This window comes from Ruegeria sp. HKCCA6707 (genome assembly GCF_013033515.1).
Lineage (GTDB): Bacteria > Pseudomonadota > Alphaproteobacteria > Rhodobacterales > Rhodobacteraceae > Ruegeria.
In genome coordinates, this window is record NZ_WQEG01000001.1 from 1,154,720 (window position 1) to 1,170,271 (window position 15,552).

At 59.3% G+C, this 15,552-nt stretch carries 14 protein-coding genes; 6 read left to right on the forward strand and 8 right to left on the reverse strand.

The features are described from left to right. Positions 1 to 12: 12 nt before the first annotated feature. Positions 13 to 753 (reverse strand): YebC/PmpR family DNA-binding transcriptional regulator, encoded by a 741-nt coding sequence (locus GOW40_RS05680; protein WP_171101876.1) that lies wholly within the window; start codon positions 751 to 753, stop codon positions 13 to 15. A 110-nt stretch (positions 754 to 863) separates the two neighbouring features. On the opposite strand from GOW40_RS05680, the gene GOW40_RS05685 reads away from it, so the two are divergent. The 4 genes from GOW40_RS05685 to GOW40_RS05700 all read left to right on the forward strand — a co-directional run bounded on the left by GOW40_RS05685 (position 864) and on the right by GOW40_RS05700 (position 5,991). Continuing rightward, positions 864 to 2,636 carry an SLC13 family permease gene (locus tag GOW40_RS05685; protein WP_171230898.1) on the forward strand — a complete coding sequence of 591 codons (1,773 nt, stop codon included), beginning with the start codon at positions 864 to 866 and terminating at the stop codon, positions 2,634 to 2,636. A gap of 16 nt (positions 2,637 to 2,652) precedes the next feature. After that, positions 2,653 to 3,387 carry a glutamine amidotransferase gene (locus tag GOW40_RS05690; protein WP_171133515.1) on the forward strand — a complete coding sequence of 245 codons (735 nt, stop codon included), beginning with the start codon at positions 2,653 to 2,655 and terminating at the stop codon, positions 3,385 to 3,387. A gap of 73 nt (positions 3,388 to 3,460) precedes the next feature. Next, a complete protein-coding gene (locus tag GOW40_RS05695; RefSeq protein ID WP_171230899.1) occupies positions 3,461 to 4,318 on the forward strand; it encodes a bile acid:sodium symporter family protein in 858 nt (285 codons plus the stop codon). An 11-nt stretch (positions 4,319 to 4,329) separates the two neighbouring features. Continuing rightward, the gene (locus GOW40_RS05700; RefSeq protein WP_171133517.1) at positions 4,330 to 5,991 is read left to right on the forward strand and encodes an FAD-binding dehydrogenase; all 1,662 of its coding nucleotides are present in this window, start codon (positions 4,330 to 4,332) and stop codon (positions 5,989 to 5,991) included. A 5-nt stretch (positions 5,992 to 5,996) separates the two neighbouring features. On the opposite strand, the gene GOW40_RS05705 is transcribed toward GOW40_RS05700, so the two are convergent. The 3 genes from GOW40_RS05705 to GOW40_RS05715 form a co-directional block, all read right to left on the reverse strand. Then, positions 5,997 to 6,734 carry a YbaY family lipoprotein gene (locus tag GOW40_RS05705; RefSeq protein WP_171133518.1) on the reverse strand — a complete coding sequence of 246 codons (738 nt, stop codon included), beginning with the start codon at positions 6,732 to 6,734 and terminating at the stop codon, positions 5,997 to 5,999. Positions 6,735 to 6,833: 99 nt separating this feature from the next. Continuing rightward, positions 6,834 to 8,612, reverse strand: coding sequence for an SLC13 family permease (locus GOW40_RS05710; protein ID WP_171101870.1), 1,779 nt, complete (start codon positions 8,610 to 8,612; stop codon positions 6,834 to 6,836). A gap of 84 nt (positions 8,613 to 8,696) precedes the next feature. Next, a complete protein-coding gene (locus tag GOW40_RS05715; RefSeq protein ID WP_171136695.1) occupies positions 8,697 to 9,512 on the reverse strand; it encodes a TIGR00282 family metallophosphoesterase in 816 nt (271 codons plus the stop codon). Positions 9,513 to 9,602: 90 nt separating this feature from the next. Here GOW40_RS05715 and GOW40_RS05720 point away from each other — a divergent pair, with 90 nt between their 5' ends. Continuing rightward, positions 9,603 to 9,836, forward strand: a complete 234-nt coding sequence (locus tag GOW40_RS05720) for a DUF333 domain-containing protein (RefSeq protein ID WP_171133520.1) — start codon at positions 9,603 to 9,605, stop codon at positions 9,834 to 9,836. Between the two features lie 2 nt (positions 9,837 to 9,838). Here GOW40_RS05720 and GOW40_RS05725 read toward each other — a convergent pair whose 3' ends face one another. Then, positions 9,839 to 10,396: a 5-formyltetrahydrofolate cyclo-ligase gene (locus GOW40_RS05725; protein WP_171133521.1), complete on the reverse strand. Its 558-nt coding sequence runs from the start codon at positions 10,394 to 10,396 to the stop codon at positions 9,839 to 9,841. After that, entirely contained in the window at positions 10,393 to 11,787 is a 1,395-nt protein-coding gene (mgtE, locus tag GOW40_RS05730) for a magnesium transporter (protein WP_171133522.1), read from the reverse strand. Before mgtE ends, GOW40_RS05725 begins: the two co-directional genes overlap by 4 nt. Positions 11,788 to 11,926: 139 nt before the next feature. On the opposite strand from mgtE, the gene guaD reads away from it, so the two are divergent. Further along, positions 11,927 to 13,216, forward strand: a complete 1,290-nt coding sequence (gene guaD / locus GOW40_RS05735) for a guanine deaminase (protein ID WP_171133523.1) — start codon at positions 11,927 to 11,929, stop codon at positions 13,214 to 13,216. Between the two features lie 50 nt (positions 13,217 to 13,266). On the opposite strand, the gene GOW40_RS05740 is transcribed toward guaD, so the two are convergent. Next, positions 13,267 to 14,601, reverse strand: a complete 1,335-nt coding sequence (locus GOW40_RS05740; RefSeq protein ID WP_171133524.1) for an 8-oxoguanine deaminase — start codon at positions 14,599 to 14,601, stop codon at positions 13,267 to 13,269. Between the two features lie 115 nt (positions 14,602 to 14,716). Continuing rightward, the gene (gene hisN / locus GOW40_RS05745; RefSeq protein WP_171133525.1) at positions 14,717 to 15,508 is read right to left on the reverse strand and encodes a histidinol-phosphatase; all 792 of its coding nucleotides are present in this window, start codon (positions 15,506 to 15,508) and stop codon (positions 14,717 to 14,719) included. Positions 15,509 to 15,552 lie beyond the last annotated feature (44 nt).

Here is a 15,552-nt window from a genome sequence, read left to right on the forward strand (position 1 = left end):
GTCGGACGTGGCTCAGAGCTGTGCCATCACCTCGTCGGTGGCCTCGAAGTTTGTGGTTACGCGCTGCACATCGTCATCGTCTTCCAGCGCGTCCACCAGCTTCATCAGCTTTTGCATATCTTCCAGACCCAGCTCGGTCGTGGTCGTAGGCTTCCAAATCAACTTGGTGGACTCAGACTCGCCCAGCGCAGACTCGAGCGCATTCGATACATCATTCAGATCAGTATCCGCGCACCAGATGATGTGGCCGTCTTCCGAGCTTTCGACATCTTCGGCACCAGCCTCGATGGCCGCTTCAAAGATGGTATCGGCATCCCCCGCCGTGGCCGGATATACCACCTCGCCCTTGCGGTCGAACATGAAGCCAACCGAACCGGTTTCACCCAGATTGCCGCCATTTTTTGAAAAGGTCGAACGCACGGTCGAGGCGGTGCGGTTGCGGTTGTCGGTCATTGTCTCGACGATGACCGCGACGCCATTGGGGCCGTAGCCCTCATAGCGGATTTCTTCGTAATCATCGCCTTCGCCCGCAACCGACTTCTTGATCGCGCGGTCGATCACATCCTTGGGGACAGAATTGGACTTGGCCTCTTTCACCGCAAGACGCAGGCGCGGGTTCTTGTCGGGATCGGGGTCGCCCATCTTGGCGGCGACGGTGATCTCTTTCGACAGTTTGGAAAACAGCTTGGACCGCGCGGCGTCCTGACGTCCCTTGCGGTGCTGGATATTGGCCCATTTGGAATGGCCTGCCATGGTGCGTCCTCGTCATCGTGATTGCGTATTCGGCGCTCATATAGACGTTTGCGGGGGGCAGGATCAAGAGAGCGGCTTGCGAGACGTCCCCTTGCGGGTATGGTAGCGCCATGACGACAGATCAAATCATTCTTTTCGCCCTTTTCATCACTGTTTTTGGAATGTTGCTTTGGGGTCGCTTCCGGTATGACCTTGTGGCTTTTGCGGCGCTTATGATCGGCGTTGTTCTGGGCGTTGTGCCCGTCGACAACGCCTTTGCCGGATTTGGTCATCCTGCCACAATCATTGTCGCTTTGGTTCTGGTAGTCTCTGCCGGCCTGGTCCGGTCGGGCGCGGTGTTCTTGATCACGCGCAGTCTGGTGGATGCCTCGCGCGGCTTGGGTGCCCATATCGCGCTGATGGGCGGGATCGGTGCGGTGCTGTCGGCCTTCATGAACAACGTGGCTGCGCTGGCGCTGCTGATGCCCGTCGACATTCAGACCGCACGCAAAGCGGGGCGTTCCGTAGGCCTGACGCTGATGCCCCTGAGTTTCGCCACGATTTTGGGTGGTATGGCCACGTTGATCGGAACCCCACCGAACATCATCATCGCCTCGATCCGGCAGGAAACGCTGGGCGAGCCCTTCAAGATGTTCGACTTCGCGCCTGTCGGTGGCTTGGCGGCCATCGCAGGGCTGGCCTTTGTGGCATTGATCGGCTGGCGGTTGATCCCCAACCGAGGGCCGCAAAAAGAAACCTCCGAAGCGTTGGCGGAATATATCGCCGAGCTTACGATACCCGCCGAGTCCGCCCATATCGGCAAGCGCGTCAGCGAGCTTTACGAAGCTGCTGAAAAATCGGATGTGGCCATTATCGGCCTGATCCGTGATGGCAAGCGGCGATATGGGCGCTCGGCCCATGCGACGTTGAAAGAGGGCGACGCGCTGGTGTTGGAAGCCCGCCCCGAAGCGCTGGATGAGTTCCGCGCAGCCCTGAATCTCGATTTCTCGGACACGCGGCGCCAGGAGGTGCTCACGGCCGAGGGCGACGGGGTTGAAGTAATCGAAGTCGTCGCCACTGAAAACGCCCGCATCACCGGGCGCACTGCGCAGGGGCTGGGGCTGGCCTGGCGGCAAAGCACGGTGTTGATGGGGATATCGCGTCAGGGGCGCCAGATCACCGAACAGGTCCGCAAGACCGAGGTTGAGGCGGGCGATATCTTGCTATTGCTCTGCCCCCGAGATCGCGGCACGGATGTGACCGAATGGCTGGGATGCCTGCCCTTGGCGACGCGTGGCCTGAACGTAACCGCCAATGACAAAGCAGGGCTGGCCATCGGGCTGTTTGCTGCGGCAGTTCTGGCCGCCAGTATCGGGTTGATTTACCTACCCATTGCATTGGGATTGGTGGTCATTGCCTATGTTCTGACCAAGATCATGCCAATCGCCGATATCTACAACCATATCGAATGGCCGGTGGTGGTACTGCTGGGCTCGATGATACCGCTGGGCAGCGCGCTTGAGACCTCGGGAGGGACCGAGTTGATCGCAAACGCGCTGATCCAGATCACAAACGGCCTGCCCGCCTGGGCCATTCTGACCGTTCTGATGGTGGTGACGATGACGCTTTCGGATTTGTTGAACAACACGGCCACGGCCATCGTCGCGGCCCCGGTCGGTATCCAGATGGCGCAAACGCTGGGTGTCTCGCCCGACCCGTTCCTGATGACTGTCGCTGTGGCGGCCTCAGCCGCGTTTCTTACTCCGATCGGGCACAAGAACAATACCTTGGTTCTGGGGCCCGGCGGGTATCATTTCGGCGACTACTGGCGCATGGGCCTACCGCTTGAGATCCTGATCATCGCCGTCTCAGTCCCCGCCATCCTTGTGTTTTGGCCGCTGTGACAAGTATGAGCCAAACATGAAAAAATTCCTGATCCTGCAATTGCGCCCGGAAACCGATGCGTCTGATGCCGAGTTTGCGTCGATCCTGAACCGCGCGGGTCTGGACGCCAAGCGCGCCCATCGCATTCGGCTGGACCGTGAAGACTTGCCCGCCGGGCTGGACGTGACGGATTATGCCGGTGTGATCGTTGGGGGCGGGCCAGGCTGCGTCAGCGACGACCCGGCCAGTAAATCTGCGTTGGATGCCAAGATCGAAGGGGCGATCATGGGGTTGATGCCTCAGATCACGGTGCAGGATCACCCGTATATGGGATGTTGTTATGGTCTGGGCATTCTCGCCGCGCATCTAGGTGGTGACGTTAGTAAACGTCAATATGGCGAGCCGGTGGGCCCCTCTGAATGCCGACTGACGGAACACGGGGCCCAAGACCCGCTGACCGCCGGTTTACACTCAAGTTTCGAGGCCTTTGTCGGCCACAAAGAGGCGGTGCAAGCCCTGCCCGATGGCTGCGTGCATCTGGTCGCGTCCGACCCCTGCCCGTTTCAGATGATCCGTTGGGGGCAAAACGTCTATGCCACTCAGTTTCACCCCGAAGCCGATGCTGCCGATTTCGAACACCGCATCAATATCTACAAAAATTACGGCTATTTCCCTCCTGAAGATGCGCAAAAGCTGATCGACCTTTGCCATTCAGCGACCGTCACCCAGCCCGGCGAAATCCTGCGCCGTTTCGTGCAACGCTACGGCTGACCTAACGGCGCTGTTGCCTGAGCCTTCCCCCCTCGCATAGGCTGACCTGACGTGGCTTTGGGAGGAGTGGGACGTGGACTTGTTGATTGGCGTGGGCCTGCCCCTGTCTCTGGCGATCATCATGCTGTCTTTGGGGATCGGGCTTGAGGTCGCCGATTTTCGCCGCGTTCTGCAGCGAGGTCATGCTTTTGCCATTGGCGCGGTGTGTCAGGTTCTGCTGTTGCCGATTGCGGCGTTCATCACTGTCACGCTGTTCGCATTGCCGCCCGAGATCGCGGTTGGCTTTATGATCCTCAGCCTGTGTCCGGGCGGCGTGACAAGCAACATTCTGTCAAAGCTGGCGAAGGCTGATGTGGCGCTGTCCGTTAGCCTGACGGCGGTGATCAGCCTGTTGTCGATCCTGACCGTGCCTATTCTGGCGGCATGGTCGATCAACCATTTCATGGGGTCTGACGCGCCTGAGGTCTCGATCACCGGTTTGGCGGTCGCCATGTTCCTGATCACAACGCTGCCCGTCGCCATCGGGGTCAGCCTGCGCCACTTCGCGCGCAGCTTTGCTGACCGGGTTGATGCCCCTTTGTCAAAAGCGGCAACGGTTCTGTTTGTGCTGATCGTGATCGCTGCGCTGGCCGGGAACTGGCAGCTTTTCGTTGAAAACCTGGGCATAATGGGCGCAGGGTTAATCACCCTGAACATCGCGCTTTTGCTGATCGGGCTTGGATTGGCACGTGCCGCAAAACTGTCGTGGACCGAGAGTAAAACAATCTCGATCGAAACGGGGATTCAAAACTCGACGCTGGGCATAACACTGGCCGCGCTGATAACGGGCACCGAAAGCGGGTTCAGCCCGCTGGCGCTGCCCTCGGCGGTCTACGGGATAACCATGTATGTGGTCGTGTTGCCTTTCCTTGCCTGGTTCCGCAATCGCTGAAAGGACACGCGATGACCAATAACTCTGCAGATGCGATTGTCGTTGGTGCTGGACTGGCCGGGCTGGCTGCCGCTGCCGAGCTTGGGGATCGCGGCAAGTCGGTGATTATCGTCGATCAAGAGCCGGAACACTTTCTGGGTGGTCAGGCGTTCTGGAGCCTGGGCGGCCTGTTCATGGTAAACACGCCCGAACAACGCCGCATGGGTATTCGCGACAGCCAGGATCTGGCTTTGCGTGACTGGATGGGCAGTGCACAGTTTGATCGCGACGAAGACGCATGGCCACGCAAATGGGCCGAGGCCTTCGTCGAGTTTGCCTCGGGCGAAATGCGCCCCTGGCTGCACCAGATGGGCCTGCGCTGGTTCCCAGTTGTGGGTTGGGCTGAACGGGGTGGATCCTATGCCAACGGTCACGGAAACTCGGTGCCCCGGTTTCACATCACATGGGGCACGGGTCCGGGTGTTCTGGAACATTTCATCCGCCGCGTGCGTGAACATGTCAGTGCCGGGCTGATCCAACTGCGGTTTCGTCATCAGGTCAGCCACATCATAATGCAAAACGGTGCGGCCAAAGGCGTCTCGGGCGAGGTTCTGGCGGACGATACCGCCCCGCAGGGTGCCAAGACCAACCGCGATGAGACCGGCGAGTTCGAGGTTTATGCACCCTCAGTCATCGTGACCTCTGGCGGTATTGGCGGCAATTTCGAGATGGTGCGCAAGAACTGGCCGCGCGAGCGGCTTGGCGCACCGCCCAAGGATATGGTCGCGGGAGTTCCGTTCCATGTGGATGGTCGGATGATCCCGATCTCGGAAAAGGCGGGCGGGCATGTGATCAATGGCGACCGCATGTGGCATTACACCGAAGGTGTGCGCAATTGGGATCCGATCTGGCCTTCGCATGGCATACGCGTTTTGCCCGGCCCAAGCTCCATGTGGTTCGATGCACGCGGCAACCGGCTGCTACCGCCCTGCCTGCCCGGCTTTGACACGTTGGGAACGTTGCGCGAGATTCTGAAAACAGGCTACGAATACAGCTGGTTCGTTCTGACACAGAAGGTGATCAAGAAGGAATTCGCCTTGTCCGGGTCAGAGCAGAACCCCGACTTCACCTCGGGCAGTTGGAAAGAAGTGATCCGCCAGCGCATCCTGTCCGGGTCCAAAGCAACGGCCCCGGTTGAGGCGTTCAAGGAAAAGGGCGAAGATTTCGTTGTGGCGAATACACTGACCGAGTTGGTCAATGGAATGAACCACCTTGGGGGCGGCCTGATCGATGAAGCCCATCTGCGAGCGCAGATCGAAGCCCGGGATTCTCAGGTCGACAACCCGTTCTCGAAAGATGCGCAGATGATGGCCATTTTGGCTGCGCGAAACTATCGCGGTGACCGGCTGATCCGTACGGCCAAACCCCATAGGTTCCTGGATCCGGCCAACGGCCCGTTGATCGCAGTGAAACTGCATATCCTGACCCGCAAGACCCTGGGCGGTTTGCAAACCAATCTGGACAGTCAGATGATCGGTGCTGATGGGCAGGTTGTTCCCGGCCTGTTTGCGGCGGGTGAGGTCGCAGGCTTTGGCGGCGGCGGATACCATGGGTATAACGCGCTGGAAGGCACGTTTTTGGGCGGTTGTATCTTCTCGGGTCGCAACGCGGGCCGGTCGCGCGCCATTGCGTAAGCGGGCTATGGGATGCGGACGAAATTGAGCACGGGTGCACCGCTGCGGTCCAGCATCACAAGGCTGTCCCCGGCTTGCGCGTAGGTCGCGACCTTTTGCAGGGTGACAAAGAACTGCCGTTCGACCTCTTCCAGTTCGGGTAGGCACGCCATCAAAGTGGCGGCAAGGTTGTCCGGGAACGTGATGTTTTGCCCGGAAATCTCAGCCTGGCCGGTAAAGCGATTGCAGCCGCCAGTGCCGCCGAATTGTCCATCCGTGTCAAACATAAGTTCGGGGTGCCTGTCAGTTTCAAGCGCAACGCCGTCGATCCCGATCAGTGACCATTTCGTATTGTCGAGCGATGCCACCTCTTGTCCCTGCACTTGCACCAGCATCAGGTCGGCGACGGTTCCATTGTCGTTCGTCAGCACCGGATAGACCGTATCTGTTGTAAACAACAACTGGTCGCCGACAAAGATCGAGCCTCGAACCGCATAGCTGTGGTTTTCTTTGATAAGGGCGTCATCAAAGCTGAGTTCATATTGTACCGGTACTCCGGTCAGAGCATAACGCTTGGCCGACAGGGTAACTGACGGCGCATCCGCCCGAGAGATGTCCTGCAACTCGACATAAAGCGTGGCATCCGGGGGTGTGGCGATGCGTTCACGATAGGATGCCGAACCTTCGATTGTTCCGGCAAAAGCAGAACCCGCCAAAGCCGCAAAAACTGCTGTGCTTGTCGCTTGCGCTAGGGGACGTTTCATCTTTGGACCCTTCAGTTGCCGATACATATGGCAAACAGATTGTGATGATATGAAGAACTACAACCCCCGGATGCGAAAATCGGCAATTCCGCGCCGGTTTCAAAGCGGCCAGATCAGCGGGATCAAAAGCGAGGCCAGCAACCCAACGGTCAGATTCAGCGGCACACCGACCTTGAGAAAGTCGGTGAACCGATACCCGCCGGGGCCATAAACCATCATGTTGGTTTGATACCCAATGGGCGTTGCGAACGAAGCGGACGCAGCCACCATGACTGCGATGACCAGCGGCCTGGGGTCGATTCCAACGGCCTGCGCCAGCCCGATCGCAATGGGTGTGACAACAACGGCCACAGCGTTGTTCGACACAAGCTCGGTCAGGACCGAGGTCAGCAGGTAAACCGCCCAAACAATCAGGAACGGGGGCAACATACCCAAACCCGGCGCCACTGCCTCGACGATCAACGAGACCGCACCCGAGGCGTCCAGCGCGGCCCCGATGGCCAGCATGGCAAAGATCAGCGCCAACAGCCGCCCTTCGACAAAGGAAAACGCCTCATCCGCGTCGATGCACCGGGTCAGAAGAACCACTGCGACGGCTAGGATCGAAAGCAACAGGATCGGTGCCACTCCAATAGCCGCCAAAACCACGATCCCGGTCAGGGCAGCGATTGCAATCGGAGCATGGCTGCGCCGGAACGCACGGGCCGATGGTTGCGAGACGTCAACCATATCCATATCCGCTGCCAACCTCTGGATATCAGCAGGCGCACCTTCCAAAAGCAGCGTGTCACCTACCCGAACCACCAGCTCATCCAACTGACGACCGATATTCTGGTTTCTGCGATGCACAGCCAAAGTGTAAACACCGTAGCGACGCCGCAAACGCAGGGCCCCCAAGGTCCGCCCGACCATGCGGCAACCCGGTGTGATCAGAACTTCGACTGTCTTGGTTTCGACCGCTGACACCTGATCGACACGTTTCAGTTCGCGGTTGCTCTGCAGGCTCAGCAACTCGGTCATTGCGGTGCGCAAGACCACGCGGTCGCCAACCTCAAGGGTCACACCCTTGAGATTGCGCCGCAGTGACGCGTCACCCCGGATCACATCGATCAGACGCACGCCGGGACGTTTGAACAACTGCACACCGCTTACTTCGCGGCCAATCAGGTTGCTGTCGGGGGGGATGACGGCTTCGGTAAAGAACTTCATCTTGGAGCGGTCGCTCAGCATCGTCGCCATACTGTCACGATCCGGCAGCAGGCGAGGAGCGACAAAACGCAGATAGAACATGCCATAAATCACCAGTGCGATTCCAAGTGGTGTGACCTCAAAGATCGAAAACGCCGTCAGGCCCTGTGCCCGCGCCACTCCGTCGACCAACAGGTTTGTCGACGTTCCGATCAAGGTCAGCGTGCCGCCCAGAATGGCCGCATAGCTGAGCGGTATCAAAAGCTTGGACGCAGACACACCAAGAGTCCGTGCGATCTGAACGAACACAGGGATCATCACGACGACCACGGGTGTGTTGGACACCACGGCTGAGGCCAAGACCACAAAGCTCATCAACAGGGCTATGGCCAGTTTCGGGTTCACCTGCGCCTGTTTCTGCGCAACCGAGGTAAACGCATCCAACGCACCGGTGCGCACCAAAGCGCCCATGATGATAAACATCGCCCCGATGGTCCAAGGCGCGGGGTTTGACAATACTTGCAAAGCATCCTGATAGGGCAAAATCCCTGTCACGAGCATCAGCGCGACACCTCCGATGGCAACGACCTCGGTGGGATAGACCTCGCGGAGGAACATGATGAACATGCCCGCGACAACGACCAGCGCCAGAATTGCGCTGCCTGTCTCTGTCAGTTGAAGGAATTGCATTCTTGGTTTTCAGTCCAAACCCGGGCCTACGTGCCTGCCCAATAGTGTCCTGCATTGCAGATGTCAGAGCAAGCCCTGCGTGATCTATTCCGGCCCCGCCTGCTGCAATCGTCCGCCAACGCGTACCATTTGAACAGATTTGGCCTGCCCATTGGTGTCATCGGTTTCCACAAAAACACCGCTGAGCGTCGCTTCGCCATTCGCCGGGGTGAACCGTGCCTTGGGCATTCCCGTGATAAAGCGACGCATCGGTTCCTGCTTGTCCATCCCGATAACCGAGTCGTAGTCCCCACACATGCCTGCATCCGTCAGGTAGGCTGTCCCACCGGGTAAGAGCTGAGCATCGGCCGTAGGGACATGGGTATGTGTTCCAACAACGAGGCTCGCGCGCTTGTCGCAGTAATGGCCCATTGCCATTTTCTCGGACGTTGCTTCGCAATGCATATCGACGATAATCGCCTGCGCCTGACCGCCGCGCGGATGGGATTTTAGGATCGGCTCGATGGCTGAAAACGGGTCATCAAAGGGCCGCTTCATGAAGACCTGCCCCAAGACCTGCACCACCAATACCTTTCGCCCACCCGGGGCCGTATACAGCCGGTGCCCCCGGCCCGGTGCGCCCTTGGCAAAGTTGACCGGGCGCACGATACGCGGCTCGCTTTCGATGAATTGCAGCATGTCTTTCTGGTCGAACGCGTGATCGCCAAGGGTCAGGCAATCCGCGCCCGCATCCAGCAACAGCTTGGCGTGATCACCGCTGAGACCCATCCCGTTCGACGCGTTTTCGCCGTTCACAATGACAAAATCCAGCCGCCATTCGTCGCGCAGACGCGGCAAATGCTGCTGCACCGCCGCGCGTCCGGCGCGGCCCATGACATCACCCAAAAACAAAATTCTCATAGAAACTGTCCTAAGTGTGGTCTTGTGCAATCACAAGTCGTTATACTGAAAACCGATACGTATTCAGATTTGTATTTCAGGAGAACCTCGATGCTGCGCAGTGCCCTTCTTACATTGGCCCTTTTGGCCGTGGCCGCTTGTGATCAACCAGCCTCTGATGACAATGCGACGGGACTGGCGAACCCGGCTGCAACCTACTGCATCGAACAAGGCGGTCAGTATGAGATCACGGACGGCGCAGACGGTCAGACCGGAACTTGCACATTGGCGGATGGGACACAGCAGGACGCCTGGGACTTTTTCCGCGCCGAAAACATGCAATAGCTTTAGAACGTCAGCACTCGGCTTTCGGTGACCACCATATCCAGGGGCTGATCCGTCGGCTCCAGCGGCAAACCCGCAGCCTCTTGCACATCAAAGGCAAAGCCGATGGCCAGCGTGGCTCGTTTGTTACGCAGTCCTTCAAGCGTGCGGTCGTAAAATCCACCGCCATAGCCCAGGCGACCGCCCCTTGCGTCAAAGGCCACCAGCGGAACGATCAGAATCTCGGGTTCGAAATAGTCGTCCCGCTCGGGCACTTTCGCTCCAAACGGCCCGTCTTTCAAAGCCCCCTCTGGCGTCCAGCGGGAAAACTTCAACGGTTGCTCTGCCGCTTGAATAACGGGCACGCCAACGGGCCCATAAGCCGAGGCCTCGGCCATGGCGGGCAAGGGATCAATCTCGGTCCGAATGGGAATATAGCCTGACAGCGGCACGCCGCGATAGCCCGCCAGAACTTCGGACAGGCGCCCTGCTCCTCCGGGCGCGCGCGCATCAAAGGCTGCCTTGCGACGGGCAAACGCCTCTTTCCGGGCAGCGGCTTTGATTTCGATCAGGTCCATCACAGCAGCACCACGCTGGCCAGCCCAAGGAACAGGAAAAAGCCCATGACGTCGGTGGTTGTCGTCACGAAGGTCCCCGAGGCCAGTGCTGGATCCGCGCCCCAGCGATCAAGAACAACCGGGACCACTGTCCCAACAAAGCCCGCGATGATCATATTCACCACCAAAGCCGAGCCGATCACCACCCCCAACAAAGGTGAATCGAACCACAACATACCCACCGTGCCCAGAACAATCGCAAAGCACAGACCGTTCAGCAATCCGACCAGCAGTTCGCGCCGGATCACGCGCATCACGTTTGAGCCGGTCAGGTCGCGTGTCGCCAGCGCGCGCACGGCAACGGTCAGGGATTGTGTGCCCGCATTGCCCCCCATCGAGGCCACGATCGGCATCAGGATGGCCAGCGCCACCAACTGATCAATGGCCGCCTCGAACTGAGAAATCACCAACGACGCACAAATCGCCGTGCACAGGTTGACCGCCAGCCAGGGCAAGCGCCGTCGGCTGGTGGCGGCCACGCTGTCCGAGATTGAGCTTTCATCGCTGACACCAGCCAGCCTGAGGATATCTTCCTCGTGCTCTTCATCCAGCACAGCCATGGCATCATCGATGGTGATCACGCCCACCAAACGCCCGTCCGGGTCCACCACAGGAGCCGAGATCAGGTGGTACTGGTTGAAGGCATAGGCCACGTCTTCCTCATCCTGATCGACAGGAATGGTGTGATATTCATCGGCCACGATATCCACCAAAGGAACCTCGCGCCGCGTCGCCATCAGCTTGCCCAGCGCGACCTGCGCCACGGGTTTCAGGCGTGGGTCCACCAGAACCACATGATAGAACTGGTCCGGCAGATCGTCGTTGGCCCGCATGAAATCAATAGCTTGTCCTACGGTCCAATGCTCGGGCGACATCACCACTTCCCGCTGCATCAAGCGACCGGCCGAGTTTTCCGGGTAAGACAGGGCCTGTTCTGCGGCGATCCGTTCGGAATCTTCGAGAGCGCCAAGGATGGCTTCCTGTTGCGGCTCTTCCAGGTCTTCGAGAAGGTCAACGACATCGTCGCTTTCCATCTCACGCACCGCGTCGGCCAGAACGTCGGGGCGCAACACGCTGATGACCTCTTCGCGAACCGATTCGTCCAGTTCCGACAGGATGTCGCCATCGAACTCCTGATCATAGAGCCGGATCAGACGTGCCCGATCAAACGGGTTGATCTGCTCCAGAAGGTCGGCAATGTCGGCTGGGTGCAGCGGCTCCATCAATTCGATCAGCTTGTCGCGATCTTCAACGTCCACAGCATAGAGAATCGCTGCTACGGTCCGACGATCCAGCGCATAGGCGTCGTCCTCTCGGGTCAGGTCGGGTCTGACTTCGTCATTGCCTGTCGTCATACGCTGCCCCTTACGTTGGTGATTGCTGTCTAAATAGAAGAAGCAGCTACGGGAAAACAATGACAATGCTTCGATTTACCCGCAAGTTTCGCACCCTTATGGTAAAGCCCGGTTCAATTTTGTTCGGAGAGCACGGTCCATGGCGCAATCGACGCTGCTGAAGGGGCGAATCCTGAGTTTCGAGGCGTCGCCTTTTGAGGAAGACCCGGATGCAGCAGCGCGGGTTCACGAGGCAGTTCTGATCGAAAACGGACGTATCGCCGCGCTCGGCACAATTGACGCATTGTCAGCCGCGCACCCAACGGCAGATGTCCGTGACTATGGGAACCATCTGATCATGGCCGGCTTTGTTGACCCGCATGTGCACTACCCGCAGACCGCAATCATCGCCAGCTGGGGAAAGCGCCTGATCGACTGGCTGAACAGCTATACCTTTCCAGAAGAGATGAAGTTCGGCGATCCCGACTATGCCGCGATGATCGCCAACCGGTATCTGGACCTGACAACTGCGCATGGCACCACCACCATGTGCAGCTATTGCACCATTCACCCTGAAAGCGTGGATGCGTTCTTTACCGCAGCGCAGGCGCGTGGCCAGCGAGTGGTGGCCGGGAAAACCTGCATGGATCGCAACGCACCCGAAGGGCTGCGCGACACACCGAAAACCGCCTATGACGCATCGCAAGCCCTGATCGAGAAATGGCATGGGGTCGACCGGCTGTCTTATGCCATCACGCCGCGCTTTTCCCCCACATCTACGCCTGAGCAGTTGGAAGCGCTGGGGGCACTTTGGGCCGAATACCCGCATTGTCTAATGCAAACGCATCTGAGCGAACAGACCGATGAAATCGAATGGGTCCGGTCCCTGTTCCCGGACGCGCGCGATTATCTGGATACCTATGAGAAATTTGGCCTGCTGGGGCGCGGCGGGCTCTATGGTCATGTGATCCATCTGGAGCCGCGAGAGCGAGACCGGTTGCGCGAGGTTGATGCGGCGCTGATCCACTGCCCGACATCGAATACATTTATTGGTTCGGGCCTTTTCGACATGAACGGGTTGATCGCAGACGGCCATCGGATCGGGCTGGCCACCGATACCGGCGGCGGGTCAAGTTTTTCCATGTTGCGAACCATGGCAGCGGCCTATGAGATCGGGCAGCTGCGGGGGCGTCCGCTGCATCCCGCGCAGTTGCTGTGGCTTGGCACTGCCGGGTCGGCACGCAGCCTTCGTATGGAAGATCGTATCGGGAATGTCGCTGTCGGGATGGAAGCGGATCTCGTTGTTCTGGATCTGGCCTCTACGCCGGATATTGCCCAACGCGAGGCCCATGCCAGCGAGTTTTGGGAGGCGGTGTTTCCGACCATCATGATGGGGGATGATCGGGCCATTTCTGATGTCTGGATCGGCGGTGCGCGCGTTGGGGCGTGAAAACGGGCCTGCGGCGGGAGTAGTCTTGGCCAGATGAAGTAGGAACCCCGCTAGTTGGCCAGCGCGCGCGCCATGCGGTTCTGGGTTTCGACCACGCGGGGCAGATCAATTGTGGCTATGGCCCCGTCGCGCACGATCTGTCGACCTTCAACAAACAGGTGTTTGACTTGTGTTGGACCTGCCAAAAGCAGCGCTGCCGGGTCCCAGCTGCCGGCGCTTTCGATACCGCTGACATCCCAGATCGCAATATCGGCGCGCTTGCCTGGCATCAGGCGGCCGCAGTCGGGGCGGTTCAAGACGTCGGCGCCGCCACGGGTGGCGATTTCAAGCGCCTCACGGGCAGACATGGCATCGGCGCCGTTGACAACCCGTTGCAACAGCAGCGTTTGCCGCGCTTCGGTGATGAGGCTGCCATTGTCATTGCTCGCTGAACCATCCGCCCCCAGCCCCACATTGACACCGCGATCACGCATAGCACGTACCGGAGCGATGCCCGAGCCCAGGCGGCAGTTCGAACAGGGGCAATGAGCGACACCGGTACCGGTGCGCGCAAAAAGATCGATCTCGGCCCCGTCCAGCTTGACGCAATGGGCGTGCCAGACATCCGAGCCCGTCCAGCCCAGATCTTCGGCATATTGCCCCGGTCGGCAGCCAAATTGCGCCTGAGAATAGGCGATATCCTCGTCATTTTCGGCCAGATGGGTGTGCAGCATGACTCCCTTGTCGCGCGCCAGTAACGCTGTATCGCGCATCAATTCGCGGCTGACCGAGAATGGCGAGCATGGTGCCAGCCCGACGCGGCACATCGATCCTTCTGCTGAATCATGAAACGCATCGACCACGCGGACCATGTCGGTCAGGATATCTTGCTCGGCTTCCACTAGGCTGTCGGGCGGCAAACCACCGTTGCTTTCACCGATGCTCATGGCGCCGCGTGTGGGGTGAAAGCGCAGGCCCAGCTCGGTTGCCGCCGCGATCGTGTCGTCCAGCCGCGCGCCGTTGGGGTAGAGATAGAGGTGATCTGAGCTGAGCGTGCATCCCGATAGCGCCAGTTCTGCCAATCCAATCTGCGCCGAGGTAAACATCTGATCGGGCCCAAATCTGGCCCAAATCGGATAGAGCGTCTTGAGCCACCCAAAGAGCAGCGCATCCTGCCCGCCCGGCACCGCGCGGGTCAGGGTTTGATAAAGATGGTGATGGGTGTTCACGAGACCCGGGGTCACGACGCAACCCGATGCGTCATGGATTTCACCGTTGGTGGTCAAACCATGGCCGATCTGCGCGATCTTACCGTCGCGCAAAAGCAGATCCGCGCCGGTCAATTCTTCCCGCGCGTCATTCATCGTCAGGATGACATCAGCGTTTCGGATCAGGATTTCGGTCATTTCGCGCGCTCCATGCTGTGCCCGCCTCATAAGATGGAGTGCGTGGCTGGTGGAAAACGGGCGTAAGAACCAGCCTAGGCCAGCGTAGCGCGTGCCGGTTTCGTCGGCAATGGCTTCAGTATTGACGCAGGATCTCCAATGCTTTGGCATGGATCTGAGGGTTCGCCGCGGCCAGTGCGCGCCCTCCGAGATGGGCGGGGTTACCCTGCCAATCTGTCACCACCCCGCCCGCCGCCTCGATCAGCGCGATTGGGGCCTGAATGTCATGCGGGTTCAGTCCCGCCTCGATTACCAGATCCACCTGCCCTGCGGCCAAGAGAGCATAGGCATAGCAATCCATGCCATAGCGGGTCAGTTTGGCCTGCTGCGAAATAGCACGAAACCCATCACGATCTGCGGGTGTTCCGACCTCGGGAAAGGTTGTGAACACAATGGCTTGATCCAGATCCCGCGTCTGACGTGTGGCAAGTCTGCGTTGCCCTGCGGGACCATCCAGAACGGCCTGCCCTTGAAAACCTGCGAATCTCTCACCAATATAGGGTTGGTCGATCACCCCCAAGCTGGGCCCTGAACCGTCCCCCAAGGCGATCAGAACCCCCCATGTGGGTGTGCCACTGATAAATCCACGAGTTCCGTCGATTGGATCCAGCACCCAGGTCCGCCCACTCGTGCCTTCGCTGGCGCCAAATTCCTCGCCCAGAATGCCGTCATCTGGACGATGCTGTGCCAGAATCGCGCGCATCACCTTTTCAGCCTCGCGATCTGCTGCGGTGACGGGATCGAAGCCAGTCTCAAGTTTGTTGTCAGCCGCAAGATCTGGCTGACGAAAGAAAGGAAGAATGGCCGCGCGGGCTGCGTCGGCCATTTTATGGGCGATCTCAAGATCGTTTGGATGAGCTATCGTCATCCACAAGCCGTGCGGTGACCGCGCTGCGTTGTCAACCCCGCCAG

Excerpts from the sequence above, each read along its gene's own strand:
- GOW40_RS05680 (WP_171101876.1), bottom strand. The coding sequence starts at position 753 with ATGGCAGGCCATTCCAAATGGGCCAATATCCAGCACCGCAAGGGACGT.
- GOW40_RS05685 (WP_171230898.1), top strand. The coding sequence starts at position 864 with ATGACGACAGATCAAATCATTCTTTTCGCCCTTTTCATCACTGTTTTT.
- GOW40_RS05690 (WP_171133515.1), top strand. The coding sequence starts at position 2,653 with ATGAAAAAATTCCTGATCCTGCAATTGCGCCCGGAAACCGATGCGTCT.
- GOW40_RS05700 (WP_171133517.1), top strand. The coding sequence starts at position 4,330 with ATGACCAATAACTCTGCAGATGCGATTGTCGTTGGTGCTGGACTGGCC.
- GOW40_RS05705 (WP_171133518.1), bottom strand. The coding sequence starts at position 6,734 with ATGAAACGTCCCCTAGCGCAAGCGACAAGCACAGCAGTTTTTGCGGCT.
- GOW40_RS05710 (WP_171101870.1), bottom strand. The coding sequence starts at position 8,612 with ATGCAATTCCTTCAACTGACAGAGACAGGCAGCGCAATTCTGGCGCTG.
- GOW40_RS05715 (WP_171136695.1), bottom strand. The coding sequence starts at position 9,512 with ATGAGAATTTTGTTTTTGGGTGATGTCATGGGCCGCGCCGGACGCGCG.
- GOW40_RS05720 (WP_171133520.1), top strand. The coding sequence starts at position 9,603 with ATGCTGCGCAGTGCCCTTCTTACATTGGCCCTTTTGGCCGTGGCCGCT.
- mgtE (WP_171133522.1), bottom strand. The coding sequence starts at position 11,787 with ATGACGACAGGCAATGACGAAGTCAGACCCGACCTGACCCGAGAGGAC.
- guaD (WP_171133523.1), top strand. The coding sequence starts at position 11,927 with ATGGCGCAATCGACGCTGCTGAAGGGGCGAATCCTGAGTTTCGAGGCG.
- GOW40_RS05740 (WP_171133524.1), bottom strand. The coding sequence starts at position 14,601 with ATGACCGAAATCCTGATCCGAAACGCTGATGTCATCCTGACGATGAAT.
- hisN (WP_171133525.1), bottom strand. The coding sequence starts at position 15,508 with ATGACGATAGCTCATCCAAACGATCTTGAGATCGCCCATAAAATGGCC.